Annotated in this window: 3 protein-coding genes; 2 read left to right on the top strand and 1 reads right to left on the bottom strand. The window is 53.0% G+C overall.

Annotation, left to right across the window (positions count from 1 at the left end; translation table 11 throughout):
* Positions 1 to 6: 6 nt before the first annotated feature.
* Complete coding sequence (locus tag FIV04_RS06660; protein WP_032549141.1) at positions 7 to 1,410, top strand: methyl-accepting chemotaxis protein; 1,404 nt, start codon at positions 7 to 9, stop codon at positions 1,408 to 1,410.
* Between the two features lie 129 nt (positions 1,411 to 1,539).
* A complete protein-coding gene (locus FIV04_RS06655; protein WP_152468640.1) occupies positions 1,540 to 2,733 on the top strand; it encodes a class I SAM-dependent methyltransferase in 1,194 nt (397 codons plus the stop codon).
* A 117-nt stretch (positions 2,734 to 2,850) separates the two neighbouring features.
* Here FIV04_RS06655 and FIV04_RS06650 read toward each other — a convergent pair whose 3' ends face one another.
* Positions 2,851 to 22,344: an Ig-like domain-containing protein gene (locus tag FIV04_RS06650; protein WP_152468639.1), complete on the bottom strand. Its 19,494-nt coding sequence runs from the start codon at positions 22,342 to 22,344 to the stop codon at positions 2,851 to 2,853.
* Positions 22,345 to 22,631 lie beyond the last annotated feature (287 nt).

Here is a 22,631-nt window from a genome sequence, read left to right as displayed (position 1 = left end):
ATTAATATGAAAGAAATCCCTTTCCGCTGGATTGATAAATATCTAATCCACCTAAAGATCCAAGAGAAATTCTACCTTCTTTTTCTACTTCCTGTATTAGCTCTTGTTATCTTAACTCTAGTCCTAGATAGCGCTGCCGACGCGCTTTTAGTCCATCTTTATCAAGACGAACTGATGCTAATGAAAGGCCTTATTGAAGCAGGCCAGCTATCTCGTGACCAAGTGGCGCAGCTTATCAGTCAATCTGACACTATCTCTCTAGGTTTTGGAGAAGGTGCAGTGCCAGTGATGAATGGTGCATTTAGCTTGGTAGCGACACACGACCAAAACCTCTGGTCTGCACTTTCAACGACACAAATCACGATCATTGGCATCACGCTTACTTTAATCGCCCTAGGTGTCTACTACATCATGACCTTTATTGGTGGTGCGATGTTCTCAATGAACAAAGCTCTTAACACGCTCGCTGATGGCGATCTGACGTGTCGCATGAACTACTTCTTGGTTCGTGACGAATTTAGCGAAATTGCCATCACTATTGATAAGGTAGCAGAGCGTGAGCAAAAAATGGTGCTTTCGATTCAAGAGTCTGTCGCTTTGATGCAGCAAATCAGTTCTGACCTGAACCAATCAACTCAACAAAGCTCAGATATTTCAGGCGTTCAACAAGAACATCTAAACAGCCTTGCAAGCGCGACTGAAGAGATGGCTTCAACTATTCGTGAAGTCGCTAACCTAGCACATGAATCGAGTTCTCAAACAATGGACGCTCATGGAGTTGCAGAAAGTGGTCAGCATAAAGTGTCAAATACACTTGCATCAATTTCTAACCTTTCTCAAGAGATTCAATCGGCTTCTCAAGCGGTTGAAGAGCTCGATGCAAACGCGGCACAAATCGATGAAGTGGTAACGACCATTAATGCAATTTCAGAGCAGACAAACCTGCTTGCATTGAACGCGGCGATCGAAGCAGCTCGTGCTGGAGAGCAAGGCCGTGGCTTTGCTGTCGTTGCAGACGAAGTTCGTGCCCTAGCCGGCCGCACGCAGCAAGCGACTGTTGAAATACAAACCATGATTGAAGCGCTACAACGTAACAGCCAGTCGCTTACTAAACTAATGGAAGTAACAGTAAACAACGCTAATGAAGGTCAAACACTAATGTCTGAAGTTAACGTTGAAATTGGTTCATTAGCAGAAAAAAACCAATCTATTTCAGACAGCAGTACCCAAATTGCTACGGCTGCGGAAGAGCAAGGTGTGGTTGCTGACAACATCGCACAGAGTGTTGAAGAGATTCGTAATCAGTCAAACAACATCTGCGACATGATTAGTAAGAGTAACGCGAACGTTGACCAACTTCGTCAGCAAAGTGACTCAATGGAAGGATTACTCACAGGTCTTAAAGCCTAGGAGTAGTAATTTCGAAGATTAGGGCCGCTTTTGTGGCCCTTTTTTGTATCTAACGTCTTTGGCGTTTGATTTTGCCTAACGCTTCCATGACAATACATCCCCTTCGAATTCAAACAATCAGAGTAAACTATGACTCCATCGATTCAATTAGCAAAAGGCCGTGATAAATCGCTACGCCGCAAACACCCATGGGTATTCTCTCGTGGTATCGACAAAGTAACGGGTGAACCGCAACTCGGTGAAACAGTCGACGTTTTCGCAAGCAACGGTCAATGGCTAGCAAAAGCAGCCTACTCACCTGCTTCGCAAATTCGAGCTCGTGTTTGGACATTTGAAAAAGAAGACATCAATAAAGCATTCTTTGTAAAACGCATCAAAGATGCACAAATGCTTCGTGAAGAGATCATCGTTCGTGATGGTCTTACTGGCTACCGATTGATTGCCGCTGAATCTGATGGTTTACCCGGCATCACTATCGACAAATATCAGAACTTCTTAGTATGCCAACTGCTAAGTGCTGGAGCGGAGTATCATAAGTCTGATCTTGTAGAAGCTCTAGTGGAGTGCTTCCCTGACTGCAACGTATATGAGCGTTCGGACGTTGCAGTTCGTAAAAAAGAAGGACTAGAACAAACTGTCGGTGTTCTGCATGGTGAAGAGCCACCGAAATCTGTTGTAATCGAAGAGAATGGTGTAAAAATCAGCGTAAATATCGTTGAAGGCCACAAAACAGGTTTCTATCTAGATCAAAGAGACAGCCGTAAAGAGTCAATGAAGTACGTAAAAGACAAAGAAGTCTTGAACTGCTTCTCTTACACTGGTGGCTTTGGTCTGTACGCACTAAAAGGCCAAGCAAAACGTGTTATTAACGCTGACGTTTCACAGCTTGCTTTAGACACGGCTAAGCGCAACGCTGAATTAAACGAATTCGATATTTCAAAAAAACGCGCAGTGTTCTTGAATGCTGACGTATTTAAACTTCTTCGTGAATACCGTGACCAAGGCACCAAATTTGATGTTGTGATCATGGATCCACCAAAGTTCGTTTCTAGCAAAAACAACCTAACATCAGGCGCAAACGGCTACAAAGATGTAAACATGCTCGCAATGCAGATCCTTAAGCCTGGTGGCACGCTACTTACTTACTCATGTTCTGGCCTAATGGGCACCGACCTGTTCCAGAAGATCATTGCCGATGCTGCTATCGATGCTGGTCGCACAGTTAAGTTTGTCGAGCGCTTCGAACAAGCTGCAGACCACCTGACAGACACAGCCTACCCGGAAGGTTTCTACCTAAAAGGTTTTGCGTGTAAGGTTCTTTAGTTCTTTAGTTCTTTAGTTCTTTAGTTCTTTAAGCGTTACATATCTCGTTAAAGATTAAGAAATAAAAAGGGTCACCGTTTGGTGACCCTTTTGTTATCTAATGAGCTTCAATGAACATTAGCTATCAGTGTATTTCAAACCATCTTGATTAAATAGATAATCTGTTAACTCTGATGAAGTGACATTGTTAAACTCAATTGTCATAGACTCGCCACCTTTATCAATGGTTAGTGCTGAGCCGCCATTGCCGTTATCAGTGATCGAACCTTCGATGTTGTTTAGCAGAGCATTAATATCATCTGTCTCAAGGTCAGCCAACAGCTCAGATAGGTCAAGCTTGTCTCCATCTGCCACACTGAAATCAGTAATAGTGTCGGAAGAACCATCGTCCATGTCTACCCACTTAAAGATATCCTCTCCTTCACCACCAGTTAAGATATCGTCACCCAATCCACCAATCAGTGTATCGTCACCACCTTGGCCATAGAGGATATCATTACCTAGCCCGCCAGCTACGGTATCATCTCCACCTCGAGTGTCGCTATCGGCATTAAACAGCTCATGGTTATCTTTAACATATTCATAGATTTCCATTTCTGTAGGTTCTGCGCCATTCAACATCTGCAAGAACGTCGTCAGTGCTTCCATACCCGAGCCATCTGGCAACGAATCTGGGCGAACAAGACCACTTTCAGTCCATGGCAAGCTATCAGTGTTAATAGCATCGCCAAATAAGATATCATTGCCTGCACCGCCGCTTAGATCATCATTACCTACAGGCAGTAGCGTGATTTCGTTACTACCTTCCTCAAGTGCAGCATCTAGGCCTTGGCTTGATTGAACGATTTCAACATCGCCTGTCGTACTTGTTACTGTCTTTATTACAAAGTTGTCTAAGTATACGTCTGCAGTGTATCCGCTTTGGTCTTCATAAACAGAGAGTACCAACTGATACTTACCTTCATGAAGTAGATCTGTTTCAATCGAGCCAGTACTGCTTCCAGATGAGACACTTACCCATGATTGAGTTTGTTCGTCAAATTTCTGAACACTCCAGCTAAACACATCGCCGCCACCGAAATGGCTACCTTGTGATACATCGAATGTCAGAACAGATGCTTCACCATTAGCAACCGTGAACTCAGGACTGGTCATTGACGCTGAACTAGAAGTGTCGTTTGGATCCGTGAACAAGATACGCGAATCAGTAAGTACTGCTGTACCGCCGGAAACCGTAAAGTTATCAAGACTCCAAGCTTCACCTGTGCTAGAGCTAAAGTTTGCAAGTTGCGTTGTCGTTGATGTGTACGTATACGAAGAGCCATTGTCATTTACGAAATGCTCTAATATTTCTGCATCAATGCCATCACCGATACCAATAGTTCTAACTTTCGATACATCCGCTAACTCGTCAAAAGCAGTCACTGAGTCAGCAAATTCATCGAACTGAGTAGTAGAACCACCGCTATTAGAGTTGTTTGATACAGTTGGTTTACCATCAGTTAAGAAGAACGTTAAGTTTTCGTAACTTGATGGCTGGTCGTCGTCCTCAAACCATTCTTTAGCGGAATCAAACGCAGCCTCGTAGTTCGTTGCCCCATCAGCCGTAAGAGCATTAATTGCCGAATTAACTGTCTGCTCTAAATCGGATTCTTCTAGGTTCTGTAAATTGATTTCTATACTCGCACTCGCCTCGAAGCCAATTAACGCCAGGTTAATAGTTCCTGGGTGCGACGCGATATCAGCCAACATAGCAATGATTGACGCTTTAACCACGTCTAACTTAGATTGACTACTGTTGCTATTGAGTGCGTCTCTCATACTGCCTGAAGTATCAACGACTAAAGCAATATTGTAGTTAGTTGGTGCAACAGAGTTATCAACTACACCACCAGTATCACCGAACAACACATCGTCACCACCAAAGCCAATAATGGTGTTATCGCCGTTTTCACTGCCTGAAGTAGGTGCTATTACTGTACCTGTTTGAGTATCAGCAAACATTTCCGAGTCAACAGCTTGTCCTTGGTCATCGACCTCATAAGCGCCTGCTGTAACAGTTAGAACAGGCGCTGTGTCAACTGGTGCTTCTACGATGATTGTTAACTTGCCGTCGTCATCGAGTTCGGCAGGATCAATCACCCACGTTCCATCAGCTTGTTTAGTACCTGTCGACAGTGTTACATCTGAAGGTACATCACTAACGATCAATGAACTTACTTGTTCGCTGCCGTCATTGTCATTCAGATCGATATCAATGTTAAGTTCATAAACCTCAGCAACTTTAACTAAGCTGCCACTTTGAGCCTCGAACTTACCATCAGAGAAGTACAATGACTCAATACTATAGAAATCATGATTTGCATTGCCTGTTCCAGTATGAGTTAAACGGAAATCTGGAGCTCCCACCGAACTAAATGTGTAATCGGTACTTTGGCCTGTTAGGTATGCAACATCATTACCTGAACCACCATAGTATGCTGTGCTCGTTGTTGGGCTACGAGAAATGAGTACGTCGTCACCAGACTCTCCAGTATCATCACCCAGAAGATTAATGCTTGTTGATGCGTCTATACCGCCAACCAAAATATCACTGCCATCACCGCCTTGTAGGTTTTCAGTTACAACAGTGGATGTACCATCATTTCCGATAATGACGTCTTCACCCTGTCCACCGCGTACCTGCATATGATCCCCGCTGCCGTAAACGACTGTGTCATTACCGTCAAGAGCTTCGACCCAAGCACCACTTGTTGTCTGAAGGTGATTGTCATCGCCATCTGCTGTTGGATCTACAGTAGCGTTCGCCAAACTAGATTCAATGCCTGCAACGATAGAGTCAGCAACGTTTCCACTTACGCTGGTTAAGTTCGCAGAAACCAATAAACCGTTACTAATTGGTGCAACTGTCGTTGTTACCGTTGCACTGCTAGTCAAGCCTGAGCTATCAACAATGGTATATGTGAACGACGCACTACCCGTCACATTACTATGCGGCGTGAAAGAAATCTCCCCGCTGTTTTGATCGTATGACACTGTTCCATCGGCTGAACTAAATCCATCCGCGACAATCGCAACGGTGTCACCTGTGTTTGGATCATAATCGTTAGCAAGCAGCAGTGAAGAATCTACAGTTAAAGTTTCACCCTCTCGTACAGACAGAACGTCACCAATCAATGGGAAGTCATTTAAGTCATGCTCACCATTGTTGTAATTACCATTGCCGTCAACGGTACCAAGATTGATATCTAAGTTAGCGGCACCACCTTGATCCCAATAAACGATTTCAATGGAGTGATAACCATCGCTATCAATCGTAAATGAATCATGCATGGTAGTTGTAGACGACTGGTTCTGATCAACCGTAGCAACCGCTACTCCATCAATTAAGATCGTGTAACCATCATCAGCAGTAACTTTAAACGCATAATCACCGGCTTCTAGATAAACAGAGCCACTCATTTGAACGACGCCATCAGTGTGAGCACCAACTGTACCTTCAACAGAGCCAGAGTCGTTATTTAAGAAGTCTTCAAACTGACTTTGAGAGCTTAAGCCGTTGTTATTTCCGTTCAACGTATAGTTAATGTCTTTTGCTTCAAATGTAAGGTCAGCATCCTTACCTGCAATAACATCTAACGCGTCTTGTACAGAGTCGATGTTGCCATTAACGCTGTCATTCGAACTGTAGTAATAACCAGATAAACCACCAAAGACAGATACAGTATCGTCTTGAGCGATTGGATTAGCATTAGTTGTGTTTGGTGTAATAGTAAGTTGGGCAACTTCATCACTAACCAAACCACTCGAATCAACCGATTGGTAATCAATCTCTTCGGAAATATCCGCGCTGACTACATCTACACCTTTAAGCGTGATGTTAGAGTTTCGGTTAGGGTTATCAGAACCATCCTGAGTGGTGAATACACGCAACTCAGTAAAACCGCCGTCTACCTGAATATTTACAGTCGCATTCCCGTTGTTATCGATAGTCAGTCCGTTTTCGCCAGACTCATCGCTATCGAAGTAGAAAGTTCCGACAACATTACCACTTTCATCAAGGGCAATGACTTCAATTCGACCACCGGCACTGTTATTAGCATTGTAGTTTCCATAAACACTACCGAAGTCGATATTGGCCTCGGTGATTGATGCTCCAGTAGCAGAGTAATCAATTGAAATGTATTCCTGAGCACCACCGTTAATAACATCAAGTTCGCCGCTATTCGCATTAGCACTTTGAGAGACACCAAAACCATCCTCTTGACCGCTACCATCGTAAACGAGATAGCTAGGTGTGCTACTGATGTTGTCACCAACTGGAGACGCACCATTATATAGGCCTGCACTAATAACCACACCGCTCTGTGGATCGTTGGAATCACTTTGTAAATAACTAACGCTAGAAGTGCCATTCCCTACTTGATTTTCGAATGTACTAGCGACGAAGTCCAAGTTATCGACAGCATTCTGATCTTGCTCATATTCGATTTGAGCATCACTACTGATGATATCTCCAGCTTCAATTAATACTTTACCTCCACCGCTAACATCGTAAAGGTTACCAAATAAAGGCTCTTCAAGAATCTTCACGTCAACAGGTGTACCAGAAGCGTCATCTTCCTCATCACCAACATTATTTTGAGAACCAGACTGACCACCATCAAACGTAAAGAACGCCTCATCTTGGTTGTCTAGGGTTACTGAGAAATCGGTTGCGGTTGGTTTGTCATTGATGGTATCTACGTTCAGATCCAGGCTGTGGCCCGTACCATTGTTGCCGTCCACGTCGGTGTATTTGTCATCCGCGACCGTAATGCTCGCGGTGCCATCGAAGTCGTCCGCTGGCGTGAAGGTCGCCGTCCAGGTGATGTTGTCTGTGGTCGTCAGACCGCTCAGCGTACCGCCTGTGGTCTCGATATCACTCGCATCGAAGCCATCCACCGCTTCACTGAAGGTGAACGTGATGGTCGCGCTGTCGCCATCGTTCAAGTCCGCATCATCGCTGGTGATGGTCAGCGTCGGCGCGATGGTATCTACGTTCAGATCCAGGCTGTGGCCCGTACCATTGTTGCCGTCCACGTCGGTGTATTTGTCATCCGCGACCGTAATGCTCGCGGTGCCATCGAAGTCGTCCGCTGGCGTGAAGGTCGCCGTCCAGGTGATGTTGTCTGTGGTCGTCAGACCGCTCAGCGTACCGCCTGTGGTCTCGATATCACTCGCATCGAAGCCATCCACCGCTTCACTGAAGGTGAACGTGATGGTCGCGCTGTCGCCATCGTTCAAGTCCGCATCATCGCTGGTGATGGTCAGCGTCGGCGCGATGGTATCTACGTTCAGATCCAGGCTGTGGCCCGTACCATTGTTGCCGTCCACGTCGGTGTATTTGTCATCCGCGACCGTAATGCTCGCGGTGCCATCGAAGTCGTCCGCTGGCGTGAAGGTCGCCGTCCAGGTGATGTTGTCTGTGGTCGTCAGACCGCTCAGCGTACCGCCTGTGGTCTCGATATCACTCGCATCGAAGCCATCCACCGCTTCACTGAAGGTGAACGTGATGGTCGCGCTGTCGCCATCGTTCAAGTCCGCATCATCGCTGGTGATGGTCAGCGTCGGCGCGATGGTATCTACGTTCAGATCCAGGCTGTGGCCCGTACCATTGTTGCCGTCCACGTCGGTGTATTTGTCATCCGCGACCGTAATGCTCGCGGTGCCATCGAAGTCGTCCGCTGGCGTGAAGGTCGCCGTCCAGGTGATGTTGTCTGTGGTCGTCAGACCGCTCAGCGTACCGCCTGTGGTCTCGATATCACTCGCATCGAAGCCATCCACCGCTTCACTGAAGGTGAACGTGATGGTCGCGCTGTCGCCATCGTTCAAGTCCGCATCATCGCTGGTGATGGTCAGCGTCGGCGCGATGGTATCTACGTTCAGATCCAGGCTGTGGCCCGTACCATTGTTGCCGTCCACGTCGGTGTATTTGTCATCCGCGACCGTAATGCTCGCGGTGCCATCGAAGTCGTCCGCTGGCGTGAAGGTCGCCGTCCAGGTGATGTTGTCTGTGGTCGTCAGACCGCTCAGCGTACCGCCTGTGGTCTCGATATCACTCGCATCGAAGCCATCCACCGCTTCACTGAAGGTGAACGTGATGGTCGCGCTGTCGCCATCGTTCAAGTCCGCATCATCGCTGGTGATGGTCAGCGTCGGCGCGATGGTATCTACGTTCAGATCCAGGCTGTGGCCCGTACCATTGTTGCCGTCCACGTCGGTGTATTTGTCATCCGCGACCGTAATGCTCGCGGTGCCATCGAAGTCGTCCGCTGGCGTGAAGGTCGCCGTCCAGGTGATGTTGTCTGTGGTCGTCAGACCGCTCAGCGTACCGCCTGTGGTCTCGATATCACTCGCATCGAAGCCATCCACCGCTTCACTGAAGGTGAACGTGATGGTCGCGCTGTCGCCATCGTTCAAGTCCGCATCATCGCTGGTGATGGTCAGCGTCGGCGCGATGGTATCTACGTTCAGATCCAGGCTGTGGCCCGTACCATTGTTGCCGTCCACGTCGGTGTATTTGTCATCCGCGACCGTAATGCTCGCGGTGCCATCGAAGTCGTCCGCTGGCGTGAAGGTCGCCGTCCAGGTGATGTTGTCTGTGGTCGTCAGACCGCTCAGCGTACCGCCTGTGGTCTCGATATCACTCGCATCGAAGCCATCCACCGCTTCACTGAAGGTGAACGTGATGGTCGCGCTGTCGCCATCGTTCAAGTCCGCATCATCGCTGGTGATGGTCAGCGTCGGCGCGATGGTATCTACGTTCAGATCCAGGCTGTGGCCCGTACCATTGTTGCCGTCCACGTCGGTGTATTTGTCATCCGCGACCGTAATGCTCGCGGTGCCATCGAAGTCGTCCGCTGGCGTGAAGGTCGCCGTCCAGGTGATGTTGTCTGTGGTCGTCAGACCGCTCAGCGTACCGCCTGTGGTCTCGATATCACTCGCATCGAAGCCATCCACCGCTTCACTGAAGGTGAACGTGATGGTCGCGCTGTCGCCATCGTTCAAGTCCGCATCATCGCTGGTGATGGTCAGCGTCGGCGCGATGGTATCTACGTTCAGATCCAGGCTGTGGCCCGTACCATTGTTGCCGTCCACGTCGGTGTATTTGTCATCCGCGACCGTAATGCTCGCGGTGCCATCGAAGTCGTCCGCTGGCGTGAAGGTCGCCGTCCAGGTGATGTTGTCTGTGGTCGTCAGACCGCTCAGCGTACCGCCTGTGGTCTCGATATCACTCGCATCGAAGCCATCCACCGCTTCACTGAAGGTGAACGTGATGGTCGCGCTGTCGCCATCGTTCAAGTCCGCATCATCGCTGGTGATGGTCAGCGTCGGCGCGATGGTATCTACGTTCAGATCCAGGCTGTGGCCCGTACCATTGTTGCCGTCCACGTCGGTGTATTTGTCATCCGCGACCGTAATGCTCGCGGTGCCATCGAAGTCGTCCGCTGGCGTGAAGGTCGCCGTCCAGGTGATGTTGTCTGTGGTCGTCAGACCGCTCAGCGTACCGCCTGTGGTCTCGATATCACTCGCATCGAAGCCATCCACCGCTTCACTGAAGGTGAACGTGATGGTCGCGCTGTCGCCATCGTTCAAGTCCGCATCATCGCTGGTGATGGTCAGCGTCGGCGCGATGGTATCTACGTTCAGATCCAGGCTGTGGCCCGTACCATTGTTGCCGTCCACGTCGGTGTATTTGTCATCCGCGACCGTAATGCTCGCGGTGCCATCGAAGTCGTCCGCTGGCGTGAAGGTCGCCGTCCAGGTGATGTTGTCTGTGGTCGTCAGACCGCTCAGCGTACCGCCTGTGGTCTCGATATCACTCGCATCGAAGCCATCCACCGCTTCACTGAAGGTGAACGTGATGGTCGCGCTGTCGCCATCGTTCAAGTCCGCATCATCGCTGGTGATGGTCAGCGTCGGCGCGATGGTATCTACGTTCAGATCCAGGCTGTGGCCCGTACCATTGTTGCCGTCCACGTCGGTGTATTTGTCATCCGCGACCGTAATGCTCGCGGTGCCATCGAAGTCGTCCGCTGGCGTGAAGGTCGCCGTCCAGGTGATGTTGTCTGTGGTCGTCAGACCGCTCAGCGTACCGCCTGTGGTCTCGATATCACTCGCATCGAAGCCATCCACCGCTTCACTGAAGGTGAACGTGATGGTCGCGCTGTCGCCATCGTTCAAGTCCGCATCATCGCTGGTGATGGTCAGCGTCGGCGCGATGGTATCTACGTTCAGATCCAGGCTGTGGCCCGTACCATTGTTGCCGTCCACGTCGGTGTATTTGTCATCCGCGACCGTAATGCTCGCGGTGCCATCGAAGTCGTCCGCTGGCGTGAAGGTCGCCGTCCAGGTGATGTTGTCTGTGGTCGTCAGACCGCTCAGCGTACCGCCTGTGGTCTCGATATCACTCGCATCGAAGCCATCCACCGCTTCACTGAAGGTGAACGTGATGGTCGCGCTGTCGCCATCGTTCAAGTCCGCATCATCGCTGGTGATGGTCAGCGTCGGCGCGATGGTATCTACGTTCAGATCCAGGCTGTGGCCCGTACCATTGTTGCCGTCCACGTCGGTGTATTTGTCATCCGCGACCGTAATGCTCGCGGTGCCATCGAAGTCGTCCGCTGGCGTGAAGGTCGCCGTCCAGGTGATGTTGTCTGTGGTCGTCAGACCGCTCAGCGTACCGCCTGTGGTCTCGATATCACTCGCATCGAAGCCATCCACCGCTTCACTGAAGGTGAACGTGATGGTCGCGCTGTCGCCATCGTTCAAGTCCGCATCATCGCTGGTGATGGTCAGCGTCGGCGCGATGGTATCTACGTTCAGATCCAGGCTGTGGCCCGTACCATTGTTGCCGTCCACGTCGGTGTATTTGTCATCCGCGACCGTAATGCTCGCGGTGCCATCGAAGTCGTCCGCTGGCGTGAAGGTCGCCGTCCAGGTGATGTTGTCTGTGGTCGTCAGACCGCTCAGCGTACCGCCTGTGGTCTCGATATCACTCGCATCGAAGCCATCCACCGCTTCACTGAAGGTGAACGTGATGGTCGCGCTGTCGCCATCGTTCAAGTCCGCATCATCGCTGGTGATGGTCAGCGTCGGCGCGATGGTATCTACGTTCAGATCCAGGCTGTGGCCCGTACCATTGTTGCCGTCCACGTCGGTGTATTTGTCATCCGCGACCGTAATGCTCGCGGTGCCATCGAAGTCGTCCGCTGGCGTGAAGGTCGCCGTCCAGGTGATGTTGTCTGTGGTCGTCAGACCGCTCAGCGTACCGCCTGTGGTCTCGATATCACTCGCATCGAAGCCATCCACCGCTTCACTGAAGGTGAACGTGATGGTCGCGCTGTCGCCATCGTTCAAGTCCGCATCATCGCTGGTGATGGTCAGCGTCGGCGCGATGGTATCTACGTTCAGATCCAGGCTGTGGCCCGTACCATTGTTGCCGTCCACGTCGGTGTATTTGTCATCCGCGACCGTAATGCTCGCGGTGCCATCGAAGTCGTCCGCTGGCGTGAAGGTCGCCGTCCAGGTGATGTTGTCTGTGGTCGTCAGACCGCTCAGCGTACCGCCTGTGGTCTCGATATCACTCGCATCGAAGCCATCCACCGCTTCACTGAAGGTGAACGTGATGGTCGCGCTGTCGCCATCGTTCAAGTCCGCATCATCGCTGGTGATGGTCAGCGTCGGCGCGATGGTATCTACGTTCAGATCCAGGCTGTGGCCCGTACCATTGTTGCCGTCCACGTCGGTGTATTTGTCATCCGCGACCGTAATGCTCGCGGTGCCATCGAAGTCGTCCGCTGGCGTGAAGGTCGCCGTCCAGGTGATGTTGTCTGTGGTCGTCAGACCGCTCAGCGTACCGCCTGTGGTCTCGATATCACTCGCATCGAAGCCATCCACCGCTTCACTGAAGGTGAACGTGATGGTCGCGCTGTCGCCATCGTTCAAGTCCGCATCATCGCTGGTGATGGTCAGCGTCGGCGCGATGGTATCTACGTTCAGATCCAGGCTGTGGCCCGTACCATTGTTGCCGTCCACGTCGGTGTATTTGTCATCCGCGACCGTAATGCTCGCGGTGCCATCGAAGTCGTCCGCTGGCGTGAAGGTCGCCGTCCAGGTGATGTTGTCTGTGGTCGTCAGACCGCTCAGCGTACCGCCTGTGGTCTCGATATCACTCGCATCGAAGCCATCCACCGCTTCACTGAAGGTGAACGTGATGGTCGCGCTGTCGCCATCGTTCAAGTCCGCATCATCGCTGGTGATGGTCAGCGTCGGCGCGATGGTATCTACGTTCAGATCCAGGCTGTGGCCCGTACCATTGTTGCCGTCCACGTCGGTGTATTTGTCATCCGCGACCGTAATGCTCGCGGTGCCATCGAAGTCGTCCGCTGGCGTGAAGGTCGCCGTCCAGGTGATGTTGTCTGTGGTCGTCAGACCGCTCAGCGTACCGCCTGTGGTCTCGATATCACTCGCATCGAAGCCATCCACCGCTTCACTGAAGGTGAACGTGATGGTCGCGCTGTCGCCATCGTTCAAGTCCGCATCATCGCTGGTGATGGTCAGCGTCGGCGCGATGGTATCTACGTTCAGATCCAGGCTGTGGCCCGTACCATTGTTGCCGTCCACGTCGGTGTATTTGTCATCCGCGACCGTAATGCTCGCGGTGCCATCGAAGTCGTCCGCTGGCGTGAAGGTCGCCGTCCAGGTGATGTTGTCTGTGGTCGTCAGACCGCTCAGCGTACCGCCTGTGGTCTCGATATCACTCGCATCGAAGCCATCCACCGCTTCACTGAAGGTGAACGTGATGGTCGCGCTGTCGCCATCGTTCAAGTCCGCATCATCGCTGGTGATGGTCAGCGTCGGCGCGATGGTATCTACGTTCAGATCCAGGCTGTGGCCCGTACCATTGTTGCCGTCCACGTCGGTGTATTTGTCATCCGCGACCGTAATGCTCGCGGTGCCATCGAAGTCGTCCGCTGGCGTGAAGGTCGCCGTCCAGGTGATGTTGTCTGTGGTCGTCAGACCGCTCAGCGTACCGCCTGTGGTCTCGATATCACTCGCATCGAAGCCATCCACCGCTTCACTGAAGGTGAACGTGATGGTCGCGCTGTCGCCATCGTTCAAGTCCGCATCATCGCTGGTGATGGTCAGCGTCGGCGCGATGGTATCTACGTTCAGATCCAGGCTGTGGCCCGTACCATTGTTGCCGTCCACGTCGGTGTATTTGTCATCCGCGACCGTAATGCTCGCGGTGCCATCGAAGTCGTCCGCTGGCGTGAAGGTCGCCGTCCAGGTGATGTTGTCTGTGGTCGTCAGACCGCTCAGCGTACCGCCTGTGGTCTCGATATCACTCGCATCGAAGCCATCCACCGCTTCACTGAAGGTGAACGTGATGGTCGCGCTGTCGCCATCGTTCAAGTCCGCATCATCGCTGGTGATGGTCAGCGTCGGCGCGATGGTATCTACGTTCAGATCCAGGCTGTGGCCCGTACCATTGTTGCCGTCCACGTCGGTGTATTTGTCATCCGCGACCGTAATGCTCGCGGTGCCATCGAAGTCGTCCGCTGGCGTGAAGGTCGCCGTCCAGGTGATGTTGTCTGTGGTCGTCAGACCGCTCAGCGTACCGCCTGTGGTCTCGATATCACTCGCATCGAAGCCATCCACCGCTTCACTGAAGGTGAACGTGATGGTCGCGCTGTCGCCATCGTTCAAGTCCGCATCATCGCTGGTGATGGTCAGCGTCGGCGCGATGGTATCTACGTTCAGATCCAGGCTGTGGCCCGTACCATTGTTGCCGTCCACGTCGGTGTATTTGTCATCCGCGACCGTAATGCTCGCGGTGCCATCGAAGTCGTCCGCTGGCGTGAAGGTCGCCGTCCAGGTGATGTTGTCTGTGGTCGTCAGACCGCTCAGCGTACCGCCTGTGGTCTCGATATCACTCGCATCGAAGCCATCCACCGCTTCACTGAAGGTGAACGTGATGGTCGCGCTGTCGCCATCGTTCAAGTCCGCATCATCGCTGGTGATGGTCAGCGTCGGCGCGATGGTATCTACGTTCAGATCCAGGCTGTGGCCCGTACCATTGTTGCCGTCCACGTCGGTGTATTTGTCATCCGCGACCGTAATGCTCGCGGTGCCATCGAAGTCGTCCGCTGGCGTGAAGGTCGCCGTCCAGGTGATGTTGTCTGTGGTCGTCAGACCGCTCAGCGTACCGCCTGTGGTCTCGATATCACTCGCATCGAAGCCATCCACCGCTTCACTGAAGGTGAACGTGATGGTCGCGCTGTCGCCATCGTTCAAGTCCGCATCATCGCTGGTGATGGTCAGCGTCGGCGCGATGGTATCTACGTTCAGATCCAGGCTGTGGCCCGTACCATTGTTGCCGTCCACGTCGGTGTATTTGTCATCCGCGACCGTAATGCTCGCGGTGCCATCGAAGTCGTCCGCTGGCGTGAAGGTCGCCGTCCAGGTGATGTTGTCTGTGGTCGTCAGACCGCTCAGCGTACCGCCTGTGGTCTCGATATCACTCGCATCGAAGCCATCCACCGCTTCACTGAAGGTGAACGTGATGGTCGCGCTGTCGCCATCGTTCAAGTCCGCATCATCGCTGGTGATGGTCAGCGTCGGCGCGATGGTATCTACGTTCAGATCCAGGCTGTGGCCCGTACCATTGTTGCCGTCCACGTCGGTGTATTTGTCATCCGCGACCGTAATGCTCGCGGTGCCATCGAAGTCGTCCGCTGGCGTGAAGGTCGCCGTCCAGGTGATGTTGTCTGTGGTCGTCAGACCGCTCAGCGTACCGCCTGTGGTCTCGATATCACTCGCATCGAAGCCATCCACCGCTTCACTGAAGGTGAACGTGATGGTCGCGCTGTCGCCATCGTTCAAGTCCGCATCATCGCTGGTGATGGTCAGCGTCGGCGCGATGGTATCTACGTTCAGATCCAGGCTGTGGCCCGTACCATTGTTGCCGTCCACGTCGGTGTATTTGTCATCCGCGACCGTAATGCTCGCGGTGCCATCGAAGTCGTCCGCTGGCGTGAAGGTCGCCGTCCAGGTGATGTTGTCTGTGGTCGTCAGACCGCTCAGCGTACCGCCTGTGGTCTCGATATCACTCGCATCGAAGCCATCCACCGCTTCACTGAAGGTGAACGTGATGGTCGCGCTGTCGCCATCGTTCAAGTCCGCATCATCGCTGGTGATGGTCAGCGTCGGCGCGATGGTATCTACGTTCAGATCCAGGCTGTGGCCCGTACCATTGTTGCCGTCCACGTCGGTGTATTTGTCATCCGCGACCGTAATGCTCGCGGTGCCATCGAAGTCGTCCGCTGGCGTGAAGGTCGCCGTCCAGGTGATGTTGTCTGTGGTCGTCAGACCGCTCAGCGTACCGCCTGTGGTCTCGATATCACTCGCATCGAAGCCATCCACCGCTTCACTGAAGGTGAACGTGATGGTCGCGCTGTCGCCATCGTTCAAGTCCGCATCATCGCTGGTGATGGTCAGCGTCGGCGCGATGGTATCTACGTTCAGATCCAGGCTGTGGCCCGTACCATTGTTGCCGTCCACGTCGGTGTATTTGTCATCCGCGACCGTAATGCTCGCGGTGCCATCGAAGTCGTCCGCTGGCGTGAAGGTCGCCGTCCAGGTGATGTTGTCTGTGGTCGTCAGACCGCTCAGCGTACCGCCTGTGGTCTCGATATCACTCGCATCGAAGCCATCCACCGCTTCACTGAAGGTGAACGTGATGGTCGCGCTGTCGCCATCGTTCAAGTCCGCATCATCGCTGGTGATGGTCAGCGTCGGCGCGATGGTATCTACGTTCAGATCCAGGCTGTGGCCCGTACCATTGTTGCCGTCCACGTCGGTGTATTTGTCATCCGCGACCGTAATGCTCGCGGTGCCATCGAAGTCGTCCGCTGGCGTGAAGGTCGCCGTCCAGGTGATGTTGTCTGTGGTCGTCAGACCGCTCAGCGTACCGCCTGTGGTCTCGATATCACTCGCATCGAAGCCATCCACCGCTTCACTGAAGGTGAACGTGATGGTCGCGCTGTCGCCATCGTTCAAGTCCGCATCATCGCTGGTGATGGTCAGCGTCGGCGCGATGGTATCTACGTTCAGATCCAGGCTGTGGCCCGTACCATTGTTGCCGTCCACGTCGGTGTATTTGTCATCCGCGACCGTAATGCTCGCGGTGCCATCGAAGTCGTCCGCTGGCGTGAAGGTCGCCGTCCAGGTGATGTTGTCTGTGGTCGTCAGACCGCTCAGCGTACCGCCTGTGGTCTCGATATCACTCGCATCGAAGCCATCCACCGCTTCACTGAAGGTGAACGTGATGGTCGCGCTGTCGCCATCGTTCAAGTCCGCATCATCGCTGGTGATGGTCAGCGTCGGCGCGATGGTATCTACGTTCAGATCCAGGCTGTGGCCCGTACCATTGTTGCCGTCCACGTCGGTGTATTTGTCATCCGCGACCGTAATGCTCGCGGTGCCATCGAAGTCGTCCGCTGGCGTGAAGGTCGCCGTCCAGGTGATGTTGTCTGTGGTCGTCAGACCGCTCAGCGTACCGCCTGTGGTCTCGATATCACTCGCATCGAAGCCATCCACCGCTTCACTGAAGGTGAACGTGATGGTCGCGCTGTCGCCATCGTTCAAGTCCGCATCATCGCTGGTGATGGTCAGCGTCGGCGCGATGGTATCTACGTTCAGATCCAGGCTGTGGCCCGTACCATTGTTGCCGTCCACGTCGGTGTATTTGTCATCCGCGACCGTAATGCTCGCGGTGCCATCGAAGTCGTCCGCTGGCGTGAAGGTCGCCGTCCAGGTGATGTTGTCTGTGGTCGTCAGACCGCTCAGCGTACCGCCTGTGGTCTCGATATCACTCGCATCGAAGCCATCCACCGCTTCACTGAAGGTGAACGTGATGGTCGCGCTGTCGCCATCGTTCAAGTCCGCATCATCGCTGGTGATGGTCAGCGTCGGCGCGATGGTATCTACGTTCAGATCCAGGCTGTGGCCCGTACCATTGTTGCCGTCCACGTCGGTGTATTTGTCATCCGCGACCGTAATGCTCGCGGTGCCATCGAAGTCGTCCGCTGGCGTGAAGGTCGCCGTCCAGGTGATGTTGTCTGTGGTCGTCAGACCGCTCAGCGTACCGCCTGTGGTCTCGATATCACTCGCATCGAAGCCATCCACCGCTTCACTGAAGGTGAACGTGATGGTCGCGCTGTCGCCATCGTTCAAGTCCGCATCATCGCTGGTGATGGTCAGCGTCGGCGCGATGGTATCTACGTTCAGATCCAGGCTGTGGCCCGTACCATTGTTGCCGTCCACGTCGGTGTATTTGTCATCCGCGACCGTAATGCTCGCGGTGCCATCGAAGTCGTCCGCTGGCGTGAAGGTCGCCGTCCAGGTGATGTTGTCTGTGGTCGTCAGACCGCTCAGCGTACCGCCTGTGGTCTCGATATCACTCGCATCGAAGCCATCCACCGCTTCACTGAAGGTGAACGTGATGGTCGCGCTGTCGCCATCGTTCAAGTCCGCATCATCGCTGGTGATGGTCAGCGTCGGCGCGATGGTATCTACGTTCAGATCCAGGCTGTGGCCCGTACCATTGTTGCCGTCCACGTCGGTGTATTTGTCATCCGCGACCGTAATGCTCGCGGTGCCATCGAAGTCGTCCGCTGGCGTGAAGGTCGCCGTCCAGGTGATGTTGTCTGTGGTCGTCAGACCGCTCAGCGTACCGCCTGTGGTCTCGATATCACTCGCATCGAAGCCATCCACCGCTTCACTGAAGGTGAACGTGATGGTCGCGCTGTCGCCATCGTTCAAGTCCGCATCATCGCTGGTGATGGTCAGCGTCGGCGCGATGGTATCTACGTTCAGATCCAGGCTGTGGCCCGTACCATTGTTGCCGTCCACGTCGGTGTATTTGTCATCCGCGACCGTAATGCTCGCGGTGCCATCGAAGTCGTCCGCTGGCGTGAAGGTCGCCGTCCAGGTGATGTTGTCTGTGGTCGTCAGACCGCTCAGCGTACCGCCTGTGGTCTCGATATCACTCGCATCGAAGCCATCCACCGCTTCACTGAAGGTGAACGTGATGGTCGCGCTGTCGCCATCGTTCAAGTCCGCATCATCGCTGGTGATGGTCAGCGTCGGCGCGATGGTATCTACGTTCAGATCCAGGCTGTGGCCCGTACCATTGTTGCCGTCCACGTCGGTGTATTTGTCATCCGCGACCGTAATGCTCGCGGTGCCATCGAAGTCGTCCGCTGGCGTGAAGGTCGCCGTCCAGGTGATGTTGTCTGTGGTCGTCAGACCGCTCAGCGTACCGCCTGTGGTCTCGATATCACTCGCATCGAAGCCATCCACCGCTTCACTGAAGGTGAACGTGATGGTCGCGCTGTCGCCATCGTTCAAGTCCGCATCATCGCTGGTGATGGTCAGCGTCGGCGCGATGGTATCTACGTTCAGATCCAGGCTGTGGCCCGTACCATTGTTGCCGTCCACGTCGGTGTATTTGTCATCCGCGACCGTAATGCTCGCGGTGCCATCGAAGTCGTCCGCTGGCGTGAAGGTCGCCGTCCAGGTGATGTTGTCTGTGGTCGTCAGACCGCTCAGCGTACCGCCTGTGGTCTCGATATCACTCGCATCGAAGCCATCCACCGCTTCACTGAAGGTGAACGTGATGGTCGCGCTGTCGCCATCGTTCAAGTCCGCATCATCGCTGGTGATGGTCAGCGTCGGCGCGATGGTATCTACGTTCAGATCCAGGCTGTGGCCCGTACCATTGTTGCCGTCCACGTCGGTGTATTTGTCATCCGCGACCGTAATGCTCGCGGTGCCATCGAAGTCGTCCGCTGGCGTGAAGGTCGCCGTCCAGGTGATGTTGTCTGTGGTCGTCAGACCGCTCAGCGTACCGCCTGTGGTCTCGATATCACTCGCATCGAAGCCATCCACCGCTTCACTGAAGGTGAACGTGATGGTCGCGCTGTCGCCATCGTTCAAGTCCGCATCATCGCTGGTGATGGTCAGCGTCGGCGCGATGGTATCTACGTTCAGATCCAGGCTGTGGCCCGTACCATTGTTGCCGTCCACGTCGGTGTATTTGTCATCCGCGACCGTAATGCTCGCGGTGCCATCGAAGTCGTCCGCTGGCGTGAAGGTCGCCGTCCAGGTGATGTTGTCTGTGGTCGTCAGACCGCTCAGCGTACCGCCTGTGGTCTCGATATCACTCGCATCGAAGCCATCCACCGCTTCACTGAAGGTGAACGTGATGGTCGCGCTGTCGCCATCGTTCAAGTCCGCATCATCGCTGGTGATGGTCAGCGTCGGCGCGATGGTATCTACGTTCAGATCCAGGCTGTGGCCCGTACCATTGTTGCCGTCCACGTCGGTGTATTTGTCATCCGCGACCGTAATGCTCGCGGTGCCATCGAAGTCGTCCGCTGGCGTGAAGGTCGCCGTCCAGGTGATGTTGTCTGTGGTCGTCAGACCGCTCAGCGTACCGCCTGTGGTCTCGATATCACTCGCATCGAAGCCATCCACCGCTTCACTGAAGGTGAACGTGATGGTCGCGCTGTCGCCATCGTTCAAGTCCGCATCATCGCTGGTGATGGTCAGCGTCGGCGCGATGGTATCTACGTTCAGATCCAGGCTGTGGCCCGTACCATTGTTGCCGTCCACGTCGGTGTATTTGTCATCCGCGACCGTAATGCTCGCGGTGCCATCGAAGTCGTCCGCTGGCGTGAAGGTCGCCGTCCAGGTGATGTTGTCTGTGGTCGTCAGACCGCTCAGCGTACCGCCTGTGGTCTCGATATCACTCGCATCGAAGCCATCCACCGCTTCACTGAAGGTGAACGTGATGGTCGCGCTGTCGCCATCGTTCAAGTCCGCATCATCGCTGGTGATGGTCAGCGTCGGCGCGATAACTGGAATCACACCAACATTCACTGTCAGTGTATCAGTGCCGCCTTGCCCGTCAGACACGACAACCGTAAAGCTGTCGCTGCCGTTGTAGTCTGCGTTTGGTGTGTAGGTCCAGTTGCCGTTTGCATCAACAATCACTGAGCCATTAGATGGATCGCTGCCTTTTGAAAAACTAAGTGAGTCATTGTCGCCGTCAGATGCAGAAAGAGAGCCGCTGACTGGCGTGTCTTCATCGGTTGTTACAGCGACGCTGTCGCCTAGAGGATCGCCATTACCATCAACAATCGCCGGAGTATCATTAACTGGAGTCACACCAACATTCACAGTTAATGTATCGGTACCGCCTTGGCCATCAGAGACGATAACTGTAAAGCTGTCGCTGCCGTTGTAGTCTGCGTTTGGTGTGTAAGTCCAGTTGCCGTTTTCATCAACAGTCACTGAACCATTAGACGGATCGCTGCCTTTTGAGAAACTCAGTGAGTCATTGTCGCCGTCAGATGCAGCGAGAGAGCCGCTGACTGGCGTGTCTTCATCGGTTGTTACAGCAACGCTATCGCCTAGTGGGTCACCATTACCATCTACTAATGCTGGCGCATCGTTAACGGGAGTCACACCAACATTCACAGTTAATGTATCGGTACCGCCTTGGCCGTCAGACACGATGACTGTAAAGCTGTCGCTGCCGTTGTAGTCTGCGTTTGGTGTGTAAGTCCAGTTGCCGTTTTCATCAACAGTCACTGAGCCATTAGATGGATCGCTGCCTTTTGAGAAGCTTAAAGAGTCGTTATCACCGTCTGAAGCAGAAAGTGAACCGCTGACTGCGGTATCTTCATCAGTTGTCACTGAGACACTATCGCCCAATGGGTCACCGTTACCATCAACAATCGTTGGGGTGTCGTTGACAGGGGTAACGTCAACGTTAACTGTGATTGTATCAGTTCCACCTTGTCCATCAGACACAATTACAGTGAAGCTGTCGCTGCCGTTGTAGTCTGCATTAGGTGTGTAAGTCCAACTGCCGTCTGCTGCAAGAGACAATTGACCGTTGGAAGGAGCTTGACCTTGTGTGAAAGTGACCTCGTCACCATCAGCATCTGTTGCTTCTAGCTGACCACTCACTGACGTATCTTCGTCTGTTGAAATTGAGAGCGTATCTCCAACTAAAGAGCCAGTAGAGTCGGTAAAATTAGGCGCGCTATTTTCTGGGGTAAATGATCGGAATGCTTCTAGAAGAGTCAGGCTTTGAGTTTCTGACAGTCCGAGTGACTGGAAACCACTGGTCACAAACTCGGTTTCAGGGATCGTCTCTTCGCCGTCGCGCTCGATAGTGCCACTATTAACTAGGCTTGAGCCACTTTCACCGGCAGCAGTAGCGAATTCATCGCCGAGTTGCGTTGGGTCTGCACCCTCTTCTAAAGCGGCAAAAATATTCGCGATGTCATCATCGAGTTCTATCTCAACTTCATCTTCAAATCGTTTTGCAGACAAGCTTGCTTCTGCCGACTCATTTTGAACTTCTAAAATGAGATCACCTGCTTGCAGTGCTTCGCCAGCTTCTAAAACTCGCACATTGCCATCAAGGCCTATAACAATACGTTGTCCAGAACCTAGTGCGCCTACTAGGCTTAAAATTGTCATATCCATATTTACCCCTAAATCCACTTTTGAAGTGGTGTGTCAAAAATGCGACACATAAAAAATGCTAATTAGATAAAATATAACACCTATGCACCATCAATTCATAGCCGAGACCCATCCATTTAACAAAAACAGATACAGACTAATGACAAAGATCACATCAAATGGTAGTCTGAATGCTCTAAATGTCGATATAAGTTATTGTGTTTTCACACATTAAAGAAGATGGCAACTGGTAAGATTTATTAAATTTTTAGGGAATTTATACCTCTCAATACACCTTGGAAAGCCTT

This window comes from Vibrio sp. THAF190c, from assembly GCF_009363355.1.
GTDB lineage: Bacteria > Pseudomonadota > Gammaproteobacteria > Enterobacterales > Vibrionaceae > Vibrio > Vibrio fortis_A.
This window is presented reverse-complemented; position numbering and strand designations above follow the sequence as displayed.